16 protein-coding genes are annotated in these 21841 nt (G+C 74.0%); 9 read left to right on the forward strand and 7 right to left on the reverse strand.

All coding sequences use genetic code 11. The features are described 5' to 3' along the window. Positions 1 to 77: 77 nt before the first annotated feature. A complete protein-coding gene (locus ACH4MY_RS33950) occupies positions 78 to 1556 on the reverse strand; it encodes a glutamate--cysteine ligase (protein WP_398008087.1) in 1479 nt (492 codons plus the stop codon). 243 nt (positions 1557 to 1799) lie between these two features. On the opposite strand from ACH4MY_RS33950, the gene ACH4MY_RS33955 reads away from it, so the two are divergent. The 3 genes from ACH4MY_RS33955 to katG all read left to right on the forward strand — a co-directional run bounded on the left by ACH4MY_RS33955 (position 1800) and on the right by katG (position 8100). Continuing rightward, positions 1800 to 3944 (forward strand): DUF4139 domain-containing protein, encoded by a 2145-nt coding sequence (locus ACH4MY_RS33955; protein WP_398008089.1) that lies wholly within the window; start codon positions 1800 to 1802, stop codon positions 3942 to 3944. Between the two features lie 8 nt (positions 3945 to 3952). Further along, positions 3953 to 5560, forward strand: a complete 1608-nt coding sequence (locus tag ACH4MY_RS33960; RefSeq protein ID WP_398008091.1) for a DUF4139 domain-containing protein — start codon at positions 3953 to 3955, stop codon at positions 5558 to 5560. 350 nt (positions 5561 to 5910) lie between these two features. Beyond that, the gene (gene katG / locus ACH4MY_RS33965) at positions 5911 to 8100 is read left to right on the forward strand and encodes a catalase/peroxidase HPI (RefSeq protein WP_398008093.1); all 2190 of its coding nucleotides are present in this window, start codon (positions 5911 to 5913) and stop codon (positions 8098 to 8100) included. A gap of 93 nt (positions 8101 to 8193) precedes the next feature. On the opposite strand, the gene ACH4MY_RS33970 is transcribed toward katG, so the two are convergent. From ACH4MY_RS33970 to ACH4MY_RS33995, 6 genes are all read right to left on the reverse strand, one after another. Further along, positions 8194 to 8778, reverse strand: a complete 585-nt coding sequence (locus tag ACH4MY_RS33970; RefSeq protein ID WP_398008095.1) for a GAF domain-containing protein — start codon at positions 8776 to 8778, stop codon at positions 8194 to 8196. 25 nt (positions 8779 to 8803) lie between these two features. Then, positions 8804 to 9637: a S8 family peptidase gene (locus ACH4MY_RS33975; protein WP_398008097.1), complete on the reverse strand. Its 834-nt coding sequence runs from the start codon at positions 9635 to 9637 to the stop codon at positions 8804 to 8806. Then, positions 9634 to 12927, reverse strand: a complete 3294-nt coding sequence (locus tag ACH4MY_RS33980) for an adenylate/guanylate cyclase domain-containing protein (RefSeq protein WP_398008099.1) — start codon at positions 12925 to 12927, stop codon at positions 9634 to 9636. Before ACH4MY_RS33980 ends, ACH4MY_RS33975 begins: the two co-directional genes overlap by 4 nt. 41 nt (positions 12928 to 12968) lie before the next feature. Beyond that, on the reverse strand, positions 12969 to 13148 hold the full coding sequence (locus tag ACH4MY_RS33985) for an aroma-sacti cluster domain-containing protein (RefSeq protein ID WP_041663527.1): 180 nt from the start codon (positions 13146 to 13148) through the stop codon (positions 12969 to 12971). 95 nt (positions 13149 to 13243) lie between these two features. Further along, on the reverse strand, positions 13244 to 13906 hold the full coding sequence (locus ACH4MY_RS33990; protein WP_398008100.1) for an iron-containing redox enzyme family protein: 663 nt from the start codon (positions 13904 to 13906) through the stop codon (positions 13244 to 13246). Further along, complete coding sequence (locus tag ACH4MY_RS33995; protein WP_398008102.1) at positions 13903 to 15060, reverse strand: radical SAM protein; 1158 nt, start codon at positions 15058 to 15060, stop codon at positions 13903 to 13905. The genes ACH4MY_RS33990 and ACH4MY_RS33995 overlap by 4 nt, the downstream gene beginning before the upstream one ends. A gap of 594 nt (positions 15061 to 15654) precedes the next feature. On the opposite strand from ACH4MY_RS33995, the gene ACH4MY_RS34000 reads away from it, so the two are divergent. The 6 genes from ACH4MY_RS34000 (at position 15655) to ACH4MY_RS34025 (ending at position 21799) form a co-directional block, all read left to right on the forward strand. Next, positions 15655 to 16851, forward strand: coding sequence for a glycosyltransferase (locus ACH4MY_RS34000; RefSeq protein WP_398008104.1), 1197 nt, complete (start codon positions 15655 to 15657; stop codon positions 16849 to 16851). Continuing rightward, positions 16823 to 17788, forward strand: a complete 966-nt coding sequence (locus tag ACH4MY_RS34005) for a DUF6895 family protein (protein WP_398008106.1) — start codon at positions 16823 to 16825, stop codon at positions 17786 to 17788. Before ACH4MY_RS34000 ends, ACH4MY_RS34005 begins: the two co-directional genes overlap by 29 nt. 68 nt (positions 17789 to 17856) lie before the next feature. Then, on the forward strand, positions 17857 to 19104 hold the full coding sequence (locus tag ACH4MY_RS34010) for a radical SAM protein (RefSeq protein WP_398008126.1): 1248 nt from the start codon (positions 17857 to 17859) through the stop codon (positions 19102 to 19104). A gap of 2 nt (positions 19105 to 19106) precedes the next feature. Beyond that, positions 19107 to 20081 (forward strand): DUF6895 family protein, encoded by a 975-nt coding sequence (locus tag ACH4MY_RS34015; protein WP_398008108.1) that lies wholly within the window; start codon positions 19107 to 19109, stop codon positions 20079 to 20081. Further along, on the forward strand, positions 20078 to 21610 hold the full coding sequence (locus tag ACH4MY_RS34020; RefSeq protein WP_398008110.1) for an MFS transporter: 1533 nt from the start codon (positions 20078 to 20080) through the stop codon (positions 21608 to 21610). Before ACH4MY_RS34015 ends, ACH4MY_RS34020 begins: the two co-directional genes overlap by 4 nt. A 51-nt stretch (positions 21611 to 21661) precedes the next feature. Continuing rightward, positions 21662 to 21799 (forward strand): hypothetical protein, encoded by a 138-nt coding sequence (locus tag ACH4MY_RS34025; RefSeq protein ID WP_398008112.1) that lies wholly within the window; start codon positions 21662 to 21664, stop codon positions 21797 to 21799. Positions 21800 to 21841 lie beyond the last annotated feature (42 nt).

The raw sequence follows: 21841 nt of genomic DNA on the forward strand, positions 1-21841 counted from the left end.
TGTCACGATCACCGCCTGCCCGGGCCCGGCGCTCCGTACGCCTCGCCCTCCGGCCGCCCGCGGCGAGGCACGGGAGTTCAGTCGACCGGCCAGGTGTGCGCCGGAGCGTTCAGGTGCATGTACTCGATGTACTGCTGGGTCATCTTCCGCAGCGCCTGGTGCCGGTCCGCGCGGTCGATGTCGTGGATGTGGTGGAACATCTCGGACTGCCACACCGCGCCGTTGCGGCCGCTGACGCACCGCTGCTCGATGACCCCGAGCAGCGGCTCCCGCCGGGCCGCCTCCAGACCCATCCGTTCCAGCCCGCGGTCCGCCAGCGGCAGCAGGCGCCGCAGCACCAGCTCGGTCACCGGAACCTCGCCCATCCCGGGCCAGTACACGTGCGCGTCGATGCCGTGGCGCGCGGCCGCGTGCAGATTGTCCTCCGCTGCGGAGAACGACATCCGTGACCAGACGGGCCGGTCCTCGTCGACCAGGGCCCTGATCAGCCCGTAGTAGAAGGCACCGTTCGCCAGCACGTCGGCCACCGTGGGGCCGGCGGGCAGCACCCGGTTCTCGACCCGCAGATGCGGGACGCCGTCGACGACGGCGTAGACGGGGCGGTTCCAGCGGTAGACCGTGCCGTTGTGCAGGGTGAGCTCGGAGAGTCCCGGTGTCCCGCCCTGGTCGAGCACCTGCTCCGGGTTCTCCTCGTCGCACAGGGGCAGCAGCGCGGGGAAGTAGCGGGCGTTCTCCTCGAAGAGGTCGAAGACGGAGGTGATCCACCGCTCGCCGAACCACACCCTCGGCCGTACGCCCTGCACCTTGAGCTCGTCCGGCCGGGTGTCCGTGGCCTGCTCGAACAGCGGGATGCGCGTCTCGCGCCACAGCTCCTTGGAGAACAGGAACGGCGAGTTCGCCGCCAGGGCCACCTGTACCCCCGCCACGGCCTGCGCCGCGTTCCAGTACTCCGCGAACTCGTCCGGCGAGACCTGGAGGTGGAACTGGGTGCTGGTGCAGGCCGCCTCCGGGGTGATCGTCTCCGCGTGCGTCCGCAGCTTCTCCACCCCGTCCACCGAGATCAGCAGGTCCTCGCCCCGCGCGGCGAAGATCTGCTCGTTCAGCAGGTGGTAGCGCGGATCCCCGGACAGCGACTCAGGGCCCGCGTCCTCCAGCTCCAGCGTCGGGAGGATGCCGATCATGACCAGATGGGCACCGATCGCCGCCGCCCTCTCCTCGGCGTGGTTGAGGGCCTCACGGACCTCCTGCTCCCAGGAGTCGGGGCCACCCGCGACGAGCCGCCGCGGTTCGACGTTGATCTCCAGGTTGAACCGGCCCAGCTCGGTCGACCAGGTGGGATCCGCGATCGCCTCCAGGACCTCCGTGCTGCGCATGGCGGGCTCGGCGGCGGCGTCCACGAGGTTCAGTTCGAGCTCCAGACCGACCTGTGGCCGTTCGAAGTCGAAGCGCGACTCCCTCAGCATCCGCGCGAACACGTCGAGGCACGTGTGCATCTTGTTCCGGAACCGGCGGCGGTCCTCACGGGTGAACTCCAGCGCCGGGACGTCACGTCCCATCGGTCCCTCCCGATCTCGTCGGCACGGACCCCCACCTTCAGCCTCCCACTCCCCGGGCGGCCCAACCACCGAAGCGGGCCGGATCCGCCCGGATCCGGTACGCCGGCACAGGGGCGCTCCCCCCGCAGGACGGGCGTAGGCTTCGCTCGGCACGGACGCCGTGGGGCGGGGCGAAGCGGACGGGGGCAGGGGCACGTGACGGCTGGGACGACACCGAGGTGGGAATCGACCCTCGATTCGGTCGTGGTGTACGCACAGGGGGCGCTCTGCCGCCGCCTGGCCCGGGGCGCGGTGCCCCCGGACGGCACGGTCCGTGTGACGGGACTCCCCCGGTCACTGGACCCCGGCTCCCTGCGGGCCCGGGTCCTGGGTCCGTCCGGGGTGCGGGTCACCGAGGCGCGGGTGGCGATCGAGGCGGAGCCGCTCGGCACCGGCATCGCGCCGCAGGGCCTTCGGCGCGAGGTCGAGCGGCTGCGCGACGCGCACGAGGCGGCCCAGGGGCGCCGGGACCGGCAGCTGGCCCTGATCGCCGAGGTCGGGGGCCTGCGCCCGGTGCCGCCGCCGCTCAAGCGGGACGACCCGCAGTACCGCCGGACCCCCGTCGACGCATGGCTGGAGCTCGCCGATTTCGTCGAGGAGCGGCTGACCGGGCTGCACGCCCGCCTCGTCGAGCTGGAGGACGCGCTGCTGCACGCCGATCACGAGCTCGCCGTCGCCCGTGACCGGCTCGCCCGCGCCTCGACGGACGCACCGTCGGCCCATGTGGCGACCACGGTCTCCGCGGTCCTGACCCTCGTCGGCGCGGCTACCGGTACCGGCGAAGCGGAGGCCGGGGCGCCGGAGGCGGCGGAGCCCGAGGTGGAGCTGGAGCTGGAGTACGGGGTCCCCGGCGCCGTCTGGGTGCCGACGTACCGGCTCACCCACCGTCAGGGCGACGGCACCGGCCGTCTGGTGCTGCGCGCCTCGGTCGCCCAGCGCACCGGTGAGGACTGGACCGGGGTGCGCATCGCCCTGGCCACCGCCGACCTCCGTCGCCGCACCGACCTGCCCAGGCTCCGCTCGATGCGGATCGGTCGCCGGCAGGCCGCCCCCGCGCCGTCCGGCTGGCGCGAACCCCCGGCGGGACTCGCCGACCTTTTCACCGGGTACGAGGGAGCCGGCCCGCGTCCCGCGCCGCGCGGCGCACCCGCGTCCGCCGACGGCGCCGCCCTGCCCGTGGCCGCCGGCGGAGGATTCGTACCCCCGCCCGCGCCCGTGGCACCGGCACCCCCGTCGGCGCCCGCCTTCGGCGGACCGCCGCCTCCGCCGCTCGCGCAGGCCCCGCAGGGCTACGGCGCGCCGCCCCCGGCTCCCGACGGCGTGTACGGCTCCGCCCAAGAGTCCTTCCGGCAGGAGGCGCCCGCCTTCGCGCGTCGGGGGCCCGCCCAGCCGGGCGGCATGCCCCGGGGCGGCGGCGGATCCTTCGCCGGTGCCCCGGCCCCCGCCGCCATGGCCGCGGCCCCGCCGCCTCCCGGCGCGGCCGTGCCGCCCCCTCCTCCGCCGCCGCCCGGTCCGCCGCAGCCGAGCGGCCCCGAACTCGACTACGCCGCCCTGGTCCTGTCGGGGCCGGACGAGCAGGGCGCTCGCAGGGGCCGGCTCTTCCCCGGCTCTCCGTCCGACGCGGTGGCGGCCGAGCACCGGGGTCGTGCCGAGTCGGTGGCCGCCCTGCCGTTGCCGGGGCACGCCGTACGCCCCCGTGAGTCGGCGGGTTCCTTCGACCACCGCTTCGACGCCGCCGCCCGCGCCGACGTTCCCTCGGACGGCACCTGGCACACCGTCACCGTCGGGGAGATCCCGGTCGGTCTGCGCACCGAGTACCTCTGTGTCCCGTCGGTGGAGCAGACCGTGTACGCGACGCTGGTGCTCTCCAACGCCACCGACCAGGCGCTGCTCGCCGGCCCGGTGGAGGTCACCGTCGACGACGACTTCCTGCTGACCGCCGCGCTGCCCACGCTCGCCCCGGGAGGGGTCCGCCGGGTGGGCCTCGGGCCGGCGGAGGGCATCCGGGTCACCCGCCGTACCCATCTGAACGAGTCCACCGCCGGCCTGCGCAACAACATCACCGTGCTCGACCACCGCGTCCATGTGGAGCTGGCCAACGGGCTCGCGAGGCCCGCCGTGGTCGAGGTCCGCGAGCGGGTGCCGGTCGCCTCCGAGCCCGATGTCCGCATCGAGGAACGGGCGGACTGGACGGCGCCCGAGGACGGCGCGGGGTCCGAGCGGCACGCGCCGGGCACCCGCGTCTGGCGGGTCGACCTGCCCGCAGGTGCCACCACCGCCCTCGACGGCGGCTACGAGATCCGTATCCCGGCCGGCAAAGCCCTGGTCGGCGGCAACCGCAGGAGCTGAGACACCCCATGTCCACCGCCTCGAAGACGAGCTCCGCCGCCGGCCCCGACGCGCCCGGCACGGCCGTCCCCGTGACCGCCGCGCCGGTCACCGCCGTCACCTGTCTGGAGGACCGCGCCCATGTCGAGCGTTCCGTCGTGCTCGACCTGGCGGCCGGGGTCCAGCGGCTGCGGCTCGGGCCGGTCAGCGCACTGGCCGTCGACCGCACCCTCCATGCCGAGCTGACCTCCGGCCGTCCGGCCACCGTCCTCGACGTCCGCCTCGTCCGCAGCTGGGAACCGCGCGGGCCGCGGCGGCCGGCCGCCGACGACTCGGCCCTGCGCCACCGCGCACACGCCCTCGAGGAGGAGCGGGGCGCCCTGGAGCAGCGGCGCGACCGGCTGCGGGCCCGCCTCGACCTGCTCGGCCGGCTCGCCGCCGACGTGCTGCGTGACATCGGGGAAGGTGCCGGTTCCGGGGAGGCCGAGGGGCCGCGCTGGGCCCGCGAGCTGGACCGGGTGGACGCCGAGCGGGACACGCACGGCGAGGGGCTCCGCACCGTGGACGCCCGGCTGACCGCGCTCGCCGCCGAACTCGGTGCGGTCCAGCGGGCCATGGACGTCTCCGAGGAGGAACCCGCCGAGCTGGTCGGGCACATCGAGCTCACCGTGGAGGCGGCCGAGGCCGGGCCGGTCGGTCTGCGCCTGAGCCACCTCACGCCGTGTGCGCTGTGGCGGCCCGCCTACCGGGCCGCGCTCGACGGGGACGCGCTGACCCTGGAGACCGAGGCGATGGTCTGGCAGCGCACGGGCGAGGACTGGTCCGGCGTACGGCTGACGCTTTCGACGGCCCGGTCGGCGCTGGCCACCGATCCGCCCTCGCTGGGCGAGGACCGGCTGGTCCTCAAGGACCGCACGGCCGCGGAGCGGCGGACCGTCGACGTCGAGCTCCGCGAGGAGGAGATCGGGGACCTCGGCCCGGCCGCGGTGCTCGGCCTGCCGGGGGTGGACGACGGCGGCGAGACGCGGGTGCTGTACTCCCCCGCGCCGGTCTCGGTGCCCTCGGACGGCCGGGCCCACCGGGTGCCGCTCTCCGTCTTCACCACGGCGGCGAGCAGTGAGTACGCCTGCTCGCCCGAGGTGTCCGCGCTGGTCACCCAGGTGGTGCGGTTCGACAACCGGTCCGGGCACGTGCTGCTCGCCGGGCCGGTGGACCTGGTCCGCGGCAGTGGCTTCGGCGGCCGCGGCACGCTGGACTTCACCACCCCGGGGGCCCCCGTCGAGCTGGCCTTCGGCAGCCGCGACGACCACCGCGTGGTCCGGGAGACGGAGGAGTCCCGCGACTCCGTCGGGATCACCCAGCGCACCGTGGTCACGCGCACGGTCCGGCTGCACCTGTCCCGGTTCTCCGCCCCCGGCGAGCTCGGCGACCGGGTGGTCGTCGTCCGGGAACGGATCCCGGTCTCGGAGGTGTCGGCGGTGGAGGTGCGCCTGCGCAAGGAGGCCTGCTCCCCGGCGCCGGACGGTGTCGACGCCGAGGGCATCGCCCGCTGGGACGTCTCCCTCCCGCCGGGCGGGCGTCGCTCGGTCACCCTGGTGTACGAGCTGTCGGCGAGTTCCAAGGTCGCCGGGCTCTGAGGCCCGCCGCCCCCGATCGGACACCTCGCCGGTCGGGGGCGCGGGCCGGACACGGCCCGCGGGTCGCGGGTCGCGGGTCGCGGGTCGCTCATAGGATTTCCCCTTTCTCGCATGTATTCCGGGCCGGGAAAGTCCCCGCCTTTTCGCCGGGCACCGGCCGCATTCACATTCCGACCGCTTGTTACGCGGCGGTGCTCTGCGTGTTCTCTCAGCGGTGCGGTGCGCGGTGCGCGACCATACGGACGCCGAGTCGCCGTGTCCGACACCGGAAAAGCGGACGACATCACCAGCGGGACGTCAGGGACGAGCGGCCGGCAGACGGAAACATCGCGACAGGAAGAAGGACGGACGTGTCCGGCAGCGAAAGCGAGAACCCGGCAATCCCCTCCCCGACCCCCGTGGAGAACCACCCCAGGACGAATCAGGACTGGTGGCCGAATCAACTGGACCTCCAGGTCCTCCACCAGCACTCGCCCCAGGCCAGTCCGATGGACGAGGACTACGACTACGCGGCGGAGTTCGCGACCCTGGACGTCGACGCGCTGAAGCGGGACGTCTTCGAGGTGATGACGACGTCGCAGGACTGGTGGCCCGCCGACTACGGCCACTACGGGCCGCTCTTCATCCGGATGAGCTGGCACGCGGCGGGGACGTACCGCATCGAGGACGGCCGGGGCGGCGGCGGCTCCGGCGCCCAGCGTTTCGCACCGCTCAACAGCTGGCCGGACAACGCGAGCCTCGACAAGGCCCGGCGTCTGCTGTGGCCGGTCAAGCAGAAGTACGGGCGGAAGATCTCCTGGGCCGATCTTCTGGTGTTCGCCGGTGACTGCGCCATGGAATCCATGGGCTTCAAGACGTTCGGTTTCGGTTTCGGGCGGGAGGACATCTGGGAGCCCGAGGAGGTCTTCTGGGGACCCGAGGACACCTGGCTCGGAGATGAGCGCTACAGCGGCGACCGTGAACTCACCGGTCCTTTCGGCGCCGTTCAGATGGGCCTGATCTACGTCAATCCGGAAGGCCCGAACGGTAATCCGGACCCGATCGCCGCCGCCCGCGACATTCGCGAGACCTTCGCGCGCATGGCGATGAACGACGAGGAGACGGCCGCGCTCATCATCGGCGGCCACACCTTCGGCAAATGCCACGGCGCGGTCGATCCGGACTGCGTCGGTCCTGAGCCCGAGGCCGCCCCCATCGAGCAGCAGGCCATCGGCTGGCGGAACACGTGCGGCAGCGGCAAGGGCGCCGACGCGATCACCAGCGGTCTGGAGGGAGCCTGGACCACCGAGCCGACGAAGTGGGACAACGGCTACCTCGACAACCTGTTCCGGTACGACTGGGAGCTCACGACGAGTCCCGCCGGCGCCCAGCAGTGGACCCCCACGGACCCCGCCGCGCAGGGCACGGTGCCCGACGCCCACGACCCGTCGAAGCGGCACGCCCCGATGATGCTGACGACGGACCTCGCGCTGAAGCTGGACCCGGTCTACGGGCCGATCGCGAGGACCTTCCACGAGAACCCCGACAAGCTCGCGGACGCCTTCGCCAAGGCCTGGTACAAACTGCTGCACCGCGACATGGGGCCCGTCTCGCGCTACCTCGGCCCGTGGATCCCCGCACCGCAGCTGTGGCAGGACCCGGTTCCGCCGGTCGATCACGAGCTGGTCGCGGACGCGGACATCGCCGACCTCAAGGGCCGGATCCTCGCCGCGGGCCTCTCCCTCTCCCATCTGGTCACCACCGCGTGGGCGTCGGCGGCGAGCTTCCGCGGCACCGACAAGCGCGGCGGGGCGAACGGCGCGCGGATCCGCCTCGCGCCGCAGACGGACTGGGAGGTCAACGACCTGCCCGAGGTCGCCGGGACGGTGGAGGGCCTCGACCGGATCAGGCAGGAGTTCAACGCCTCCCAGGCCGGTGGGGTGCGGATCTCGCTCGCGGACCTGATCGTCCTGGGCGGCTGCGCGGCCGTCGAGCAGGCCGCGCGGAACGCCGGACACGACCTCACGGTCCCCTTCTCCCCGGGGCGCACGGACGCCACGCAGGAGCAGACCGACGTGGACGCGTTCGCCGTGCTCGAACCCCGGGCGGACGGGTTCCGCAACTACCTCCGGGCGGGCGAGAAGCTGTCGCCCGAGACCCTGCTGCTCGACCGCGCCTGCCTGTTGACGCTGACGGCTCCCGAGATGACGGTGCTGGTCGGCGGCATGCGGGCGCTGAACACCGGCTTCAGGGGATCCCGCCACGGGATGTTCACCGACCGGCCGGAGACCCTGACGAACGACTTCTTCGTGAACCTGCTCGACATGGGCACGGAGTGGAAGCCGTCGACCGCGACCGAGAACGTCTTCGAGGGCCGGGACCGGGCCACCGGCGAGGTCAGGTGGACCGCCACCGCCGCCGACCTCGTCTTCGGCTCGCACTCCCAGCTCCGGGCCCTCTCGGAGGTCTACGCGTCCCGGGACGCGGGCGAGAAGTTCGCGCGCGACTTCGTGGCGGCGTGGGACAAGGTGATGAACCTGGACCGGTTCGACCTCTCCTGAGCGTGCCGGCCCGGCCGGCCGTCTCCCGGCCGGCCGGGCCCCGGCGGAGCTCCCCGGGCCGCCTCCCGCTCCACCCCGGGAACGCCCGGCCGCTCACTCCTCAAGGAGGCGGCGGGCCTCCGAGAGGAGGCGCAGGAGCTCGGCGCGCGAGGGGTCGACGGGAGCGTCCTGGGCCGGCCCGCGCGGTGCGTGGGTCGTGAGGACGTGCAGGGCCACGGCGGCCTGCCGGGCGAAGAGGCTCAGCAGGTCGAGCTCGGACAGACTGGACCGGGCCTGCGGGGACGGGTCGAGGACCTCCAGGACGCCGAGGACCTGGTCCCCGTGGACGAGGGGGGCGGCCATCAGCGCGTTCGGGACGTAGCCGGTGGACTCGGCGACGTCCCTGTCGAAGGACGTGCTGTCGTGGAGGTCGTCGACCACCATCGGCTCGCCCGAGGCGGCGACCCACCCGGCGATCCCCCGCCCCGCGGGGAACCGCCGGCCCACCAGGAACTCCTGTCCCTGACCGGAGACGGCCTCGAAGATGAGCTCGTCCGCCGCGGCCTCCAGGAGCAGGATGGAACTCGCCTCCGCGCCGAAGATGGCGCGCGCGGTGTCCACCACCGACTGCAGGAGCTCCGCCATGGCCGGATCCGGCCGCGGAGTGGGCGACATGGCGGGGGCGATCGTCTGAGCCATGGGGGTTCCCTTCCGGCGCCGGCCGTTACCGGCGGCCGTGGACACGGACGTTGGCTGCGGACAGGTACAGGGCGTTCTTCAGCTGGAACGGCGTCAGCCGCGGACGGCTCGACAGGATCCGTGCGCAGAGCCCCGCGACGAACGGGGTGGCGAAGCTGTTGCCCGAGGTGCGGATCGAGGTGCCACCGAGCCACGCCACCGGGACCCGCTGCCCGGGGGCGAAGAACTCCACCGGGGGCTCGGGGTTGTAGAGATGGAGGTCCGGATCGTCCTCCTGGTGGCTGCCCACCGAGATCACCGAGGAGAAACGCCACGGGAAGCTCTCCACATGGGTGTTGTGCGCGGAGGCGACGATGACGGTCTGCTGGAAGTACGCCTCGTCCGCCAGCCGGCGCAGCTCCTCCACGAAACGGTCCCGGCTCGTGGACAGGCTCAGGTTGACCACGTCGAACCGCTGGCGCACGGCCCAACGGATCCCTTCGAGGAGGATGTCCCCGCTCCCGGAGAACCGCTCGCCGAGCACCCGGACGCTGGACAGCTCGCAGTCCGGCGCGGTGCGCCGGATGATTCCGGCGCAGGCCGTGCCGTGACCGCAGGCGTCGCCCTCCTCGGTCTCCTCCACGTGGACCCCGTCGTCGTCCTTGAAGACGCGCCACGCCTGGGCGACCGGGCCGACCATGGGGTGGTCGCGTTCGACGCCCGAGTCGACGACACAGACGCGTATGCCGCGCCCGGTGCCCCCGGGAAGACCGCCCTCGGGCGGGTCCGGCGGGCTGTCGGCCTCCACGGGTACGTCCGCGGGGCCCCGTCCTCGCAGGCCCCAGGTGAGTCCGGGTGCCGGTCGCTGACCGGTGGTCATCGTGATGTCTCCTTTCCGGCTCCGGTGGCTCGTCCGCCCCCGGTGGCTCGTCCGTCGGCGGGGTCGTACCCGGGCGGGCGGCCGTGCCCCAGAGACACCGCGGCCACGGCCTCGGCCTCGCGTACGGCGGGGAGATGCCCCTTGGCGGCGAAGCGCAGCCGGGCGCGCGCCGCCGCCTCGGCCGCCTCGCCCGGGTGCCCCAGCGCGAGGGAGGTGCGGGCCAGGTCGAGGGCGGCGAGGCCCTGGACGATGGGCGAGTCGGTACGGGCCGCGGTGGCGACCGACCGGGCGGCGAGCCGGGAGGCCGTCGCCCCGTGCCCCCGTACGGCGGCCAGCCGGGCGCGCAGCCCGTCGAGGTCCGCCGACTCGGCGCGCGGGCGGGCCGGGTCCGACCGCTCCCCCGCCAGTTCCGGTTCGGCGAGGGTGGCCAGGGCGGTACGCCAGTCGCCGAGGTCGAGGCGGATACGGGTGGCGTCGAGGAGGGCGCTGCGCAGCAGCCCGGTGGCACCCAGCTCCCGTGCGGCGGCGGCGGCCCGCTCCAGGCTCAGCAGGGCGTCCTCCCGCCGGCCGGCCAGCTCGGCCACGGTCGCGGTGAAGATCGGCAGGAACGCGTCGGCCTCGGCGTAGCCGAGCCGCTTCGCGAGGTGCTCGGCCTCCGCGAGACAGGCGAGGGCCCCGTCACGGTCGTCGTGGAGGGCCAGCACCACGGCCAGCGGGCAGTTGAGCGTCAGCCGGACGGCCCGACGGCCGGACCCCTGCTCGGCCAGGAGCGCACGGCAGCGGGCCACGGCCTCCGCGACCGGCTGGGGGCCGCGCCAGAGCGAGACGCCCGTCGCGCCGAGGGCGGCGGCCCTCTCGGGCTCGGCGTCGGCGCGCACGGCGTGGTCGAGGGCGCGGGTGAGCAGCCGCTCGGCCTCCCGGTGCCGCCCCTGTTCCTGGGCGCGCTGGGCGAGCCGCAGACAGGCCCTGGCCTGTCCGAGCTCGTCACCGGCGGCGGCGAAGACCGGCAGGGTGGCGTCGGCGGCCTCGGCGGGGGACTCCTGCGGCCCGGTGGGCCGGACCGCGGCGGACCGGCCGACGGACGCCAGGCCGAGGCGGGCGTGGGCGGCCTCCACCGGGTCCGCGCCGTCGGCCGGTGACTCGGCGAGCACCGCTTCGAGCAGCGTCCTGCCCTCCGTACCGCGCCCCAGGTCGAGAAGTGTCTGGCCGAGTCGGCGGCGTGCCGTGGTGCTGCCCGGCTCGCCCACCGTGTACCGGGCGGTGGCCCTGGTGAGCAGGTCCGCCGCCCACACGGGGTCGGCGTGGGCCAGCGCGAGACGACCGGCCTCGGCGAGCGCGTCGGCGGCGCGGCGGCGCAGCCCGTCGGTGTGCGCGTCCTGGGCGCCCAGCTCGACCCGGTAGCGGTGCGCCTGCTCCAGATGGGCCCCGACCGCGGCGCTGCCCCGTCGGCGGACCGTGTCGAGGCGTGCCGCCCGCTCGTGGCGGTCGGCCCTGTCCTGCTTGGACTGGCTGGTGTGGACGACCTCCTGGATCAGCCCTCCGGCGAACCGGAACGCCGCGCCGTCCGGCCTGATGAGCCGGTGCCGGACGAGTCGGTGGAGGGTGGTGCGGAGCTCGGAGCCGGTCCATGTCTCGGCGGGACCGGCGAGCGCCGTGAGTTCGTCGGCGGTGAAGTCGCCGCCCAGGACGGAGGCGAGCCCGAGAGCACGTTGTTCGGGCGGTTCGAGCGCGTCGATCCGGGCTCCGATGAGGGCTTGGAGCGGCAGCGGGACGCTGTCGGCGTCGACCGGGTCGCCCGCGACCAGGAGCTGCTCCAGGTGCAGCGGGTTCCCGCCCACCCGGGCGAGGACCTCGGCGGCGAGCGGTTCGCTGTCGGCCGTACGCCCGGTGAGTTCGGCCGCGAGGAGCTGCGCCTCCGCGTCGGGGAGTCCGCCGAGCAGCACGGTGTCCGGGGCGAGTTCGGGGCGCAGGTCGAAGAGCTGGGGACGGGTGAGCAGCACGATGAGGACGGCCGCGTCGGCGAGGGCGCGCAGCAGCCGGTCGAGGGCGTCGAAGAGCGGTTGCGCGGCCCAGTGGCAGTCGTCGATCACCAGCACGACGGGCCCGGTCCCGGCCAGTTCGGCGAGGACCTTGGCGAGCGCGGCGCAGGTGTCCGCCGGCGAGGGGTTGGGGGTCCCGTCCAGGAGGAGTCCCTGGTGGAGCAGGTCCAGTTCGGGCGACGGCGCCGACGTTCCGGCGGTCTTCAGCAGGTCGGCCACGGCGTCGGCGAGCGGGCCGAGGCTGGGCTGTTCGCCACGGGCCCGGCAGCGCCCCACGCCGTGGCGGAGAGCAACGGTCGGCCTTGTGGTCCCGGGCGTGGGCGGGGCTGTGAGGGAGGCCGAGGTCGGGCTCGGGGTCGGGGCCGTGAGCGACTCTGTGGCCGGAGCCGAGGCCGGAGCCGGAGCCGTGTGACCGGCCCGGTGGAGCCATTCGCGGACCAGTCGGGTCTTGCCCTGGCCCGCCTCCCCGCCGACCACCAGACGGGCGACCCGTCGGCTTCTGATCACCTTCTCCAACGCCGCGTCGATCAGGTCGAGTTCACGGGTACGGCCGACGAATCCGAGATCGAAGCGGCGCAGCGCCTCGGGCCCGTCCTCCTCGTCGAGGCCCATCAGGCGGTGGGCGGCGACCCGGTCGCTCTTGCCCTTGAGGAGCAGGGGGCCGGTCTCGGTGGTCCGGACGCCCGGCCCGGCGGCCGCGAGGGTGTCGGGTCCGATGAGGATCTCCCCGGCGGCGGCGTTCTGTTCGAGCCGCGCGGCGATGTTGACCACCTCGCCGGAGACCATCGCCTGCCGCAGGGTGGACGAGCCCGTCACCGCCTGGCCGGTGTTGATGCCGATCCGCATGTCGAGCCGTACGCCGACGGCTTCCTCCAGGCGGGCGTTGAACCCGGTGAGGGCCTCGCGCATGGCCAGGGCGGCGGAGGCGGCCCGGCGGGCGTCGTCCTCCCGGACGGTGGGCACGCCGAAGACGGCCATCACGGCGTCCCCGATGAACTTCTCGACGGTGCCGCCCTGTTCCTCGATCCGCAGCCGCATCAGGTCGAACCAGCGGAGCGTCACCGAACGCAGGGTCTCCGCGTCGAGCGCCCCGGAGAGCGCCGTGGAACCCACCAGGTCGCAGAAGAGGACGGTCACCACCTTGCGGCCGGTCGGCCTGGCCGTGACCGGCCCGGGTGCGCACGGACTGCCGCAGAAGGGGCAGAACCGGGCGTCGGGCGGCAGTGCGCTCCGGCACGAGGCGCAGGGCATGAGTTCCTCCGGTGGGCGGGCGACGGCGGGGGCGGCCGGGGTCAGAACAGGGCGCCGCCCGCCACGTCCGCGTGGGCCTGCACCTCGGGGGCCGCGGCGTCGAGCCGTCCCCTGATGTCGACGAGCAGGGCGAGTTCCTCGGGGGTCAGCGCGCGGACGACCTCCTGCTGCTCCTCGCTGAGGGCGTCGACGTCGAACCCGGCGGCGGCGAGCGCCTCCAGGGTGGGCCCGGACGGGGAACCGCCGGCGGGGGCGGTGCCGTACGCGGGGGTGTCGGCGTGTGAGGCGGTGTCGTCGTACGCGGCAGCGTCGTCGGTCACGGGTGTCCTCCGGGGTCGGCGGCGAGTTCGAGGAAGAGCCGGGTGAGCAGGTTGGCCGTGTGCAGGGCGCTGACCGAGACGGAGGTCTGCTGCGCCGGGGTCGGCGCGAGCGCGTCGAGCACCTGGTTCAGGTCGTCGAGGTGGCCGCCGTCGAGCTCCGCGTGTTCCCTGAGGGTGCGGAACGCGCCGTCGGGGAGCCCGGTGACCTCGACCAGGCGGTCGGCGAGCCGGGGCCCGGGGGCGTTGCCCTCCAGGACCGCGATGTAGCCGAGGAGCGCGACCGGGTGCTCGTGTTCGATCCGGTAGTACTGCGCCCCGGCGAGTTCGACCACCACGGGATGCGGCACGGCGGCCGGCCCGGCGCCGGCGGTGGCGAGGTCGTCGAGCAGCCAGGCGTCGTGGTCGCGCTCCTCCTCCGCGTGGCGGAGGCAGTACGCCGCCAGGGGCCGCGCGGCCGGGTCGTCCAGCTCGGCGCACCGCGCGGCGGCCCGCCGCAGCAGCGGCACCGAGGCCCGTACGAGGGGATGCATGGCGGCGAGATAGCGCACGTACCGCTGCCGCAGCCCGTCAGGTCTCCAGAGGGCGGCGGTCGCGGCCCTCAGGACGGGGGTGGTGGGTGTGAGTTTGGTGCGGAGCGCGAGGGATGCGGTGGCATTCATCGGGGGCTCCTCTCCTCTGCGGGAAGCGATGCGGCTGCGGGGAGCGGTTCGATCAGGGGGCGCGATCCGACCGAGGGCGGCGCCTCCCCCGCGGGAGGCGACTCGACCAGGTGCGCGTAGCGGGCGCAGCCCATGCGGCGTACCAGGGCGGCCGGTCCGGCCGCGAGCTGCTGGTCCGTGGTGAGCCGTTCGAGGAGTTCGCCGACCCGGCCGCCCGCGTCGCGGGCCGCGCCCGCGAGGACCGCCGGGCGGTCGGCGAGCGCGTGGCAGCTGCGGCAGTAGCCGGCCGGGGCCGGCGCGGTCTCGTAGCGGGCGTGCAGCCGCTGGGGGCCGACGGCGCGCAGCATCCGCAGCACCGGCGAGCCGAGGGAGCGTTCGCGGACGGCCGGCCAGTCGTCCTCGTCGATGTGCCCGAGCCGCAGATGCGGGGGGACGGGCCGCCGGTCGACCGTCCACTGGTTGCAGCAGGCGGCCACGGTCCCGTCGAAGGCGACGACCGGCCAGGCCGCGAGGGCGCAGGGCGTCGCGAGGGTGCCGTCGGGTCCCCGCGGTGTCGGGCGGACGAGGTCCGCGGCGCGGCCGAGCGGCCGGACCTCGTTGACCAGCATGGGCATCCCGGCTCCGAAGAAACGGCGGACCTCCGCGACGACGTCCGCGAGATAGGGGTCGTCGGCGTCGGTCCCGGTGAGGTGGATGCTGGCGGGGATCCCGGCGTCGAGTACGGCCCGGAGGGCGCGGAGCACGTCCGCGCGCGGGACCTCGCGCTCGTGGTGGACGTCGAGGCTCGCCGAGAAGTGGTCGAGGGCCGTGATCGCCCGCATGATCCGGTCGGGGACGCGTCCGCCCCGGGCGAAGAACATGCCGCTGAGCAGCGCCACCCGGGACCCCTTGGTGTGCGCGAGGCCGGCCAGGCGCGTGGTCAGCTCCGGCAGGAGGAGCGGTTCGCCGCCGGTCAGCATGACCACCTCGGGACGGTCCCGCGGGCCGAACGATCCGATGAAGCGGAGCAGTCGGTCCGGGTCCGGTGCCTCGGAGGCCGCCGGGGAGGATCCGGTGGAGCAGTGGGCGCAGCTCATGGGGCAGCGGCGGGTGAGCGCCACGAGGAGACCGCCGCAGGGCACCGGCCGCAGGCCGATGAGCTCCGCCAGGTCCATGTCTCCTCCTCCGTGGGCCTCCGGGAAGCGTCCGGGTCCCGTCGTGTCCGCTCCGTGCTCGCGCCGCGCGCGGGGCATGCCCGGATCGTGCTCCCGGGCGGCAGGCTTCCGGTTCACGAACGCCTGGCGATCGGTTAAGTCGCAGGTCCGGGTGGGTGCGGACGGGTGCCGGAGGGGCGTACGCGAGGGTGCGCCGGGGGTCACCGCGGGGTTTCCGGGCCGCTCCGTGCCCGCGTGGTCGCCGTTTACCGGCGCCCAACCCGCGACCAGGCGTTCCCATACCGCCGATCCGTACGTTCTTCTCAGCCGGCGCAGCGACGCCGCCAAACCAGGAGGACGAACATGCCCGAGAACACGAACCCGAAGCCGGTCGAGGACGAGGACATCGAGGTCGTGGCGCACGGAGAGGACGAGGAGGCCGAGGCCGGCTGCATCGTCAACAACTCCAGCGACATCTCCTGACGCGACGCCGCACGTCCTGAGTACCTCGCGGGCCACCCGGTTCCCGGCAGATCGTGCCTGGACCGGGGGGCCCGCGGCCACTCGTCAGCACACTTCCACCCGCCCGCCGGATCCCGAGGGAGCGCGCACGTCGTGAAGATCCTGCTCTGCCCGCTCAGCGACGGCGGCTACCTCTACCCGGCCATCGCGGCCGGGCTCGAACTGCGGCGCCGGGGCCATCACGTGAGCGTCCTCGCCAGAGCCTCCGCCGCGCCCGTCGTGGCCGCGTCCGGGCTGCCGTACGCGGCGGCCGAGGACTTCGGCGGCCACCGGGCGTTCTCCGCCACGTGGTGGGGCAGGACCGGTGCGGCGCAGTACCGGGCGGTCCTGCGCGCGGCCCGGGAGACGCGGGCAGACCTTCTCGTCACCTCGGTGCTGTGCAACGGCGCCCTGCTCGCCGCCGAGACACTGGACGTTCCGGTGGTCGTGGTCGGGCTCTCGGCCCATCTGTGGGACTACCGGAGGGGCGGCGACGGGGAGCCGCACCTGGGCAGGACCCGGGCCAGCCGCACCCTCGACTGCCTCGGCATCCACACCGCCACGCGGGACGAGGTCGGCCTGGGCGGGCGCGCCTCCCGGTGGGACGACCCGCTGCTCGGCGACGCCCTGCTGCTGCGCGGGGATCCGGCGCTGGAGTACCCGGGCGCGGAACTCCCGGAGCGGGTGCGGTACGTGGGACCGCTGGCCTGGGAACCGACGCCCGACCCGGCCGAGACCGAAGCCGTCGGGGAGCACCTGGCGCGGTCCGGGAAGCCCGTCGTCTACGTCCATCTCGGCCGCTTCTTCGGGGGCGCGAGCCTGTGGCCGCGGCTCAACGAGGCCTTCACCGGCGGGCGGTTCCAGGCCGTGGTCGAGCAGGGCCGGTCCACCGATCCCGGGCCGGCCGCGGACGCCGACATCCTGCTGGTGCGGAAGCCGTGGCTGGGGCCGCTCGTCGACCTGGCCGAACTGGTGCTGGCCAACGGCACCTCCGCGCCGGTCCTCGCGGCCCTTCTGCGCGGCCGCCCCCTGGTGCTCTCGCCCAACGGGTCCGAGCAGCCGCTGCTCACCGGCGCGTGTGTACGGGCCGGTGTCGCCGTGCGCGACCCGAAGACCTCGTCCGCCGGTCTCTCGGCACTGCTGGAGTCGGCCGGGCGCGACGAAGGCCTGCGGACCCGGGCCCGCGCGCTCGGCGGCAGGCTGGCCGCGATGGGCGGCGCGGCCCGTGCGGCCGACATTGTCGAGCGGGTGGCCGCGGCCTCCGCAACCCCGAAGGAGGACCATGAGTACGCGATCAGTCGGCCTCGATGAGGCCGTGGCGAGTCTGTCCATGGGTGCGCGGCACTGGATCGCGCGGCAGGCGGGGTATCTCGACTCGCCCGCCGGTCACGCGGAGCTGCCGGTGACCCCGCGCGTCAAGGCCCTCCTTCAGCTCGCCCTGCTGTGCCGCTACTGGGAGAAGTCCGCGCCCGGGGAGCCGGCCCTGCGCGAGGCGACCTCGATCGTCGAACGGGCCTGGCAGCGGCCGGACTTCCCGCATCTGCTCACCCTCGACCGGCGGTACGCGCGCGAGTTCGAGCTGATGTACGCGGCGCTGACGCCCGACCGGGTCGTATCCGACGCGCCCCGCGCCGTCCTGGCCCGGTTGAAGGGCGACGGGTACCTGGCGCCGCGCCGCAAGGCCCCGTACCTCCATCTGGAGGCGAGGTTCTACGCCGATGTCGCGGGCGCGGAGCACGAGTTCGCCTCGTACGAGGACCTGTACGCGGCCAGTCTTCCCGCCCGGGCGGCCACGCTCCCGGTGGCCGACCTGGACGTCTGTGTGGTCACCCACACCGTCTTCTACCTCAGCGACTTCGGCTTCCGTGATCCCGGCCTCGGCGAGGAGGCCCGGGAGCAGGCGCTCCAGGTCGTGGAGCGGCTCACGCACCACTGTGTGGGGCTCGGCGAGTGGGACCTCGTCGGAAAGCTCCTGCTCGCCCAGTACTGCCTGGGCGCGGATCCGCTGGGCACGCCCTCCGGGGCGGCCGGAATCCGGATGCTCGCCCAGGTCCAGGCGCCCGACGGAGCGATCCCGGGGAAGTCCGTCGTCAGGCGGGCCCCCGAGGACGCGACGCCGGTGCAGTACTTCAGGAAGTCCTACCAGGCCACCCTCGTCACGGCGCTCGCGACGCTGATCATCGCGAACGGCCGGACCGTCGGCACGGCTTCCACCGCGGGAACGACGGCAGTACGGGAGACACGGTGAGCATCGACCAAGCGGCGAGCATCGACCGAGCGGCGGCTGTCGGGCGGGCGGTGAGTGCCGTCCGGGCCATGGGCCCCGTGCCCTCGGTGGGCGACGTCGGGGCGGCCACGGCCGGCCGTGCCCCGGCGACCCGGCACCCCGACCTGGCCGCCGCGGGCGCGCGGCTCCTCCAGGGCGAGCGGAACTGGTGGTTCCTCGGCCCGGGCGGAGTGGCCAGACTCGGCGACCGGCACGTCACGGTCGACGGCTCCCTGCGCCCCGAGGCGGAGCGACGGCTGCGCGACAGCGGGATGTTCACCCCCGTCCCGGTCCGCGCCTACGCGCTGACCGTCCTCACGAGCACCCACTGCAACCTGGGCTGCGGATACTGCTTCCAGAACACCGCGCAGGACCTCGCGGGCGGCAGCCGGCCGCCCCGGATCGCCCGGACCCGCCTCAACTCCGAGACGATCACCTCGATCCTCGGTTTCACCGAACGGCAGATGGCCGCCGTCGGCCTGGAGAAGCTCCGGATCCTCCTGTTCGGCGGGGAGCCGCTGCTCAACCCGCGCGGCTGCCTGGAACTCCTGGAGCGGGCGGCGGACATCGCCCCCACCTCCGCCTGGATGATCTCCAACGCCACCCTGCTCTCCCCGTCCCTCGCGCGGCGGCTGCACGAGCGCGGGCTGACGTCCGTCCAGGTCACCTTCGACGGCGACCGCGACGACCACGACCGGATCCGGGTCGGCCGGGCGGACGGCAGCGGGACCTTCGACAAGATCGTCCGCAATATCGTCAAGGCCTCCGAGGCCACTCCGCTCCGCTGGACGCTGCGGGTGAACGTCTCCCAGGAGACCTTCCACGGCGTCGATGCGCTGATCGACCGGCTCGCGACCGCGCTGGACCCCGCCCGGTGCACGCTGTACTTCGCCCGGGTCGGCGACGTGGGCGTGGGCTTCGCCAACAGCCTGCTGCACACCGGAGAACTCTCGGCCGCCTTCACCCGCTGGCAGCGCACCGCGCTCGACCTCGGCTTCACCGTGAGCCGCCCCGGCGGCAAGAAGACCTGCGTCACCTGCGGGCACACCGACGGCCGTTACGGCGCGGTCGTGAGCGCCGACGGCACGCTCGCCAGCTGCTGGGAGACCGCGGGCAAGCCCGACTGGGAGGTCGGAACGGTCACCGACGGCTACCGGTCCGGCGGGGAGACCGGCGACCGCTGGATCGCCTGCCAGGACCTCTACAGCTACGACGAGGACGCGCGGACCCTCGCCCGGTTCCGCGACACCGTCGACACGGCCCTGCTCGACCACCTGCACGAGACGGGGCGCCTCTAGCCATGCCCTCACCCCTGGAGCAGCTCTCTGCCGGCGCGCTCGACTGGCTGGGAAGGAATCTGGACCACTTCGACCCGTTCTCGGCGAGCGCCCGGACGGCGACGCACGGGAAGGCGAAGGCCGCACTGGAACTGGCGCTGCTCTGCCACCGCGCGGCCCGCCCGACCGACGCTCCGGACCCGCTGGCCGGGGCGACCGCCCTCGTACGGAAGCTCTGGCAGGACCCGGACTTCCCGCGGCTCTTCGACGAGGTCCCCGCGTACGCCTCGACCTACCGGCTGATCTACGCCGCGCTCGCCCCCGACGGCATCGACGACGCGCAGTGCCGGGCCGGTCTCGCGCTGCTGGACCCCGAGTTCCTCTCGCCGCACGGGAAGTCGCCGTACCAGCGCATCGAGGTCCGCTACTACGCGGACAAGGCCGGAGTCCGCCACGGCATCGAACCGTACGCCGAACTCCTCCCGCGGAGCCCGCTCGTCGCCTTCCGCGCCGCCGGGCCGCCCGAGTCGCCCGAGGACCACGCCTCGGGATCGGGCTCGGGCTCGGGCGAGCCTGCCCCGGAGTCGGTGGAGCCGCTCACCACGCCCCGGGCGTACGCCCTGACGCACACCGCCTTCTACCTCGGCGACTTCGGCCGGACCGACCCCGCCGTCGCCGGGGACGACCTGGACCACGCACGGGAACTGGTCCGCCGGTCGCTGCTCCACTGCGTCGCACACGACCGCTGGGACCTGGCGGCGGAGCTCGTCCTCACCCAGTTCATCCTGGGGAGCGATCCCCTGCGCACACCCGCCGGGGCCGCGGCCGTGGACTGCCTGGTGCGGGCCCAGCGGCCCGACGGCGCGATCCCGGCACGGTCGGCGGCGCTCATGGGTCCTCCGTCGGCCCCGCCCGGAGCGTTCTTCCGGAAGGCCTACCACACGACCCTGGTGACCGCCCTGATGGCGTCGGTCGTCTCGTCGTCGGTGCCGTCATGAGACCGCGCCTCACACTGATCAACCGCGACTACACCCGGCTCTGGTTCGGCCAGGCCGTGTCGTCCGTCGGGGACGCCGTCTTCAGCACCACGCTGGTGCTCTGGGTGGCCACCGTGCTGGCGAAGGACGAGTCGTGGGCGCCGATGGCGGTCAGCGGCGTACTGATGGCCTCCAGCGTCGCCGTCCTCGTCATCGGCCCGCTCGCGGGCGTGTTCGTCGACCGTTGGGACAAGCTCGCGACCCTGCTCCGCACTGAGGTCGTGCGCGGAGCGCTCGTGGTGGTCCTGACCGTCGTCTCCTTCCTGCCGACCGACTCCCTCCCGGCGGGGGCCTGGCTCGCTCTCGTCTACGTGACCGTGCTCCTGCTGCACGCGGCCGGCCAGTTCTTCTCACCGGCGCGCTTCGCGATCCTCGCGGACCTGGTGACAGGGGAGGCGGACCGCGCCCGGGCGGCAGGCATCGGGCAGGCGACCGGGGAGACGGCCTGGATCATCGGCCCTCCGATCGCCGCACCGCTGCTTTTCACGGCCGGCATCCAGTGGGCCCTGCTCTTCAACGCGCTGTCCTACGCGGTGTCGTACGTCGCCATCCGGTCCATCGACGTGCCCACGCCGGTGGCGGCCCCGGCCGCCGCGGGCGCGGCTCGCGGGTCCGCTGGGAAGCGAAAGACCAGTCTGCGGCAGGAGTTCGTCGACGGTCTGCGCTTCTTCGCGCGCAGCAGGTTCCTGGTCGCGCTGCTGCTGCTCGCCGTCATCGGGCAGTTCGGGATCGGCGCGCTGAGCACCCTCAACGTCTTCTTCACCACGGACAACCTCCACGCGGACGCCCATCTCTACGGCTACATCGGCATGGCCATGGGGATCGGCGGCATCACCGGCGCGCTGTGCGGGGGCCGGGTCGTGCAGTGGCTCGGGGCACGGAGGAGCACCTGGATCAGCCTCCTGGTGAGCGGCGTCCTCCTGGTGGCGTACTCCCGGCAGACCGGCTTCATCGGCGGCGTCGCCCTGCTCTTCGTCTTCACCGTGCCGCTCACCGTGCTCAACACCGCGATGGCTCCGCTGCTGCTGGCGGCGGCCCCCGCGGACTACCGGGGCCGGGTCATGGCCGTGTTCTACCCGGTGACGAAGCTGGCGTCGATGCTCGCGGCGGTGCTGTCCGGCTGGCTCGCGGGATCCGTGCTCCGGGACGTGGCGGGCTCGGTCGGCGGAGTCCGGTTCGGTCCGATCGACACCATCTTCGCGGTGTCCGGGCTGATCGTCGTCCTGTCCGGCGTCTACGCCTGGCTGGCCCTCCCCACCACGGAGCCGGCGGAGAGGACGAAGGCGCGGGAAGCACGTTCGGAGGACGGGAAGGCCGGGGAGGCAGGGGACGTACGGGAGGCGGGGGAGGCCAAGGACGTACGGGAGGCCGGCGAGGCCAAGGCCGTACAGAAGGCCGAGGAGGTGCCCGGGACGGAGGAGAACCCTCCCCTCCCGGCCTATACCGGTGTCGAACCGTCGTCCGACCGTTCCCCTACCGACGGTCCGTAGATTCGCGTCCGGCCGGCGCGAGGGACGCGCCGCCGACGGAGGAGGACGGACATGCCCGAGACCACCGACCAGGCGCCGAAGCCGGAGCGTGAGCAGGAGCCGACCGGGAACGAGGACTTCGAGGTCGTCGCCCACAGTGACGACGAGGAACTCGCCGCCTGTGTCATCAACCGTTCCAACGACCTCTGACGCGTTGACGCGGCACGTCGAGTCCTGAGCACCGAGCGGGCC

Origin of the sequence: Streptomyces sp. NPDC017246 (assembly GCF_044331325.1) — a bacterium.
In the GTDB taxonomy this organism is placed as follows: Bacteria; Actinomycetota; Actinomycetes; order Streptomycetales; family Streptomycetaceae; genus Streptomyces.

What these genes read in the sequence shown, in the direction of transcription:
- ACH4MY_RS34015 (WP_398008108.1), top strand. Translation starts at nt 19,107, where the DNA reads ATGCCCTCACCCCTGGAGCAGCTCTCTGCCGGCGCGCTCGACTGGCTG.
- ACH4MY_RS33950 (WP_398008087.1), bottom strand. Translation starts at nt 1,556, where the DNA reads ATGGGACGTGACGTCCCGGCGCTGGAGTTCACCCGTGAGGACCGCCGC.
- ACH4MY_RS34005 (WP_398008106.1), top strand. Translation starts at nt 16,823, where the DNA reads ATGAGTACGCGATCAGTCGGCCTCGATGAGGCCGTGGCGAGTCTGTCC.
- ACH4MY_RS34025 (WP_398008112.1), top strand. Translation starts at nt 21,662, where the DNA reads ATGCCCGAGACCACCGACCAGGCGCCGAAGCCGGAGCGTGAGCAGGAG.
- ACH4MY_RS33995 (WP_398008102.1), bottom strand. Translation starts at nt 15,060, where the DNA reads ATGGACCTGGCGGAGCTCATCGGCCTGCGGCCGGTGCCCTGCGGCGGT.
- ACH4MY_RS33975 (WP_398008097.1), bottom strand. Translation starts at nt 9,637, where the DNA reads ATGACCACCGGTCAGCGACCGGCACCCGGACTCACCTGGGGCCTGCGA.
- ACH4MY_RS33970 (WP_398008095.1), bottom strand. Translation starts at nt 8,778, where the DNA reads ATGGCTCAGACGATCGCCCCCGCCATGTCGCCCACTCCGCGGCCGGAT.
- ACH4MY_RS33960 (WP_398008091.1), top strand. Translation starts at nt 3,953, where the DNA reads ATGTCCACCGCCTCGAAGACGAGCTCCGCCGCCGGCCCCGACGCGCCC.
- ACH4MY_RS33980 (WP_398008099.1), bottom strand. Translation starts at nt 12,927, where the DNA reads ATGCCCTGCGCCTCGTGCCGGAGCGCACTGCCGCCCGACGCCCGGTTC.
- ACH4MY_RS34010 (WP_398008126.1), top strand. Translation starts at nt 17,857, where the DNA reads ATGGGCCCCGTGCCCTCGGTGGGCGACGTCGGGGCGGCCACGGCCGGC.
- ACH4MY_RS34020 (WP_398008110.1), top strand. Translation starts at nt 20,078, where the DNA reads ATGAGACCGCGCCTCACACTGATCAACCGCGACTACACCCGGCTCTGG.
- ACH4MY_RS33990 (WP_398008100.1), bottom strand. Translation starts at nt 13,906, where the DNA reads ATGAATGCCACCGCATCCCTCGCGCTCCGCACCAAACTCACACCCACC.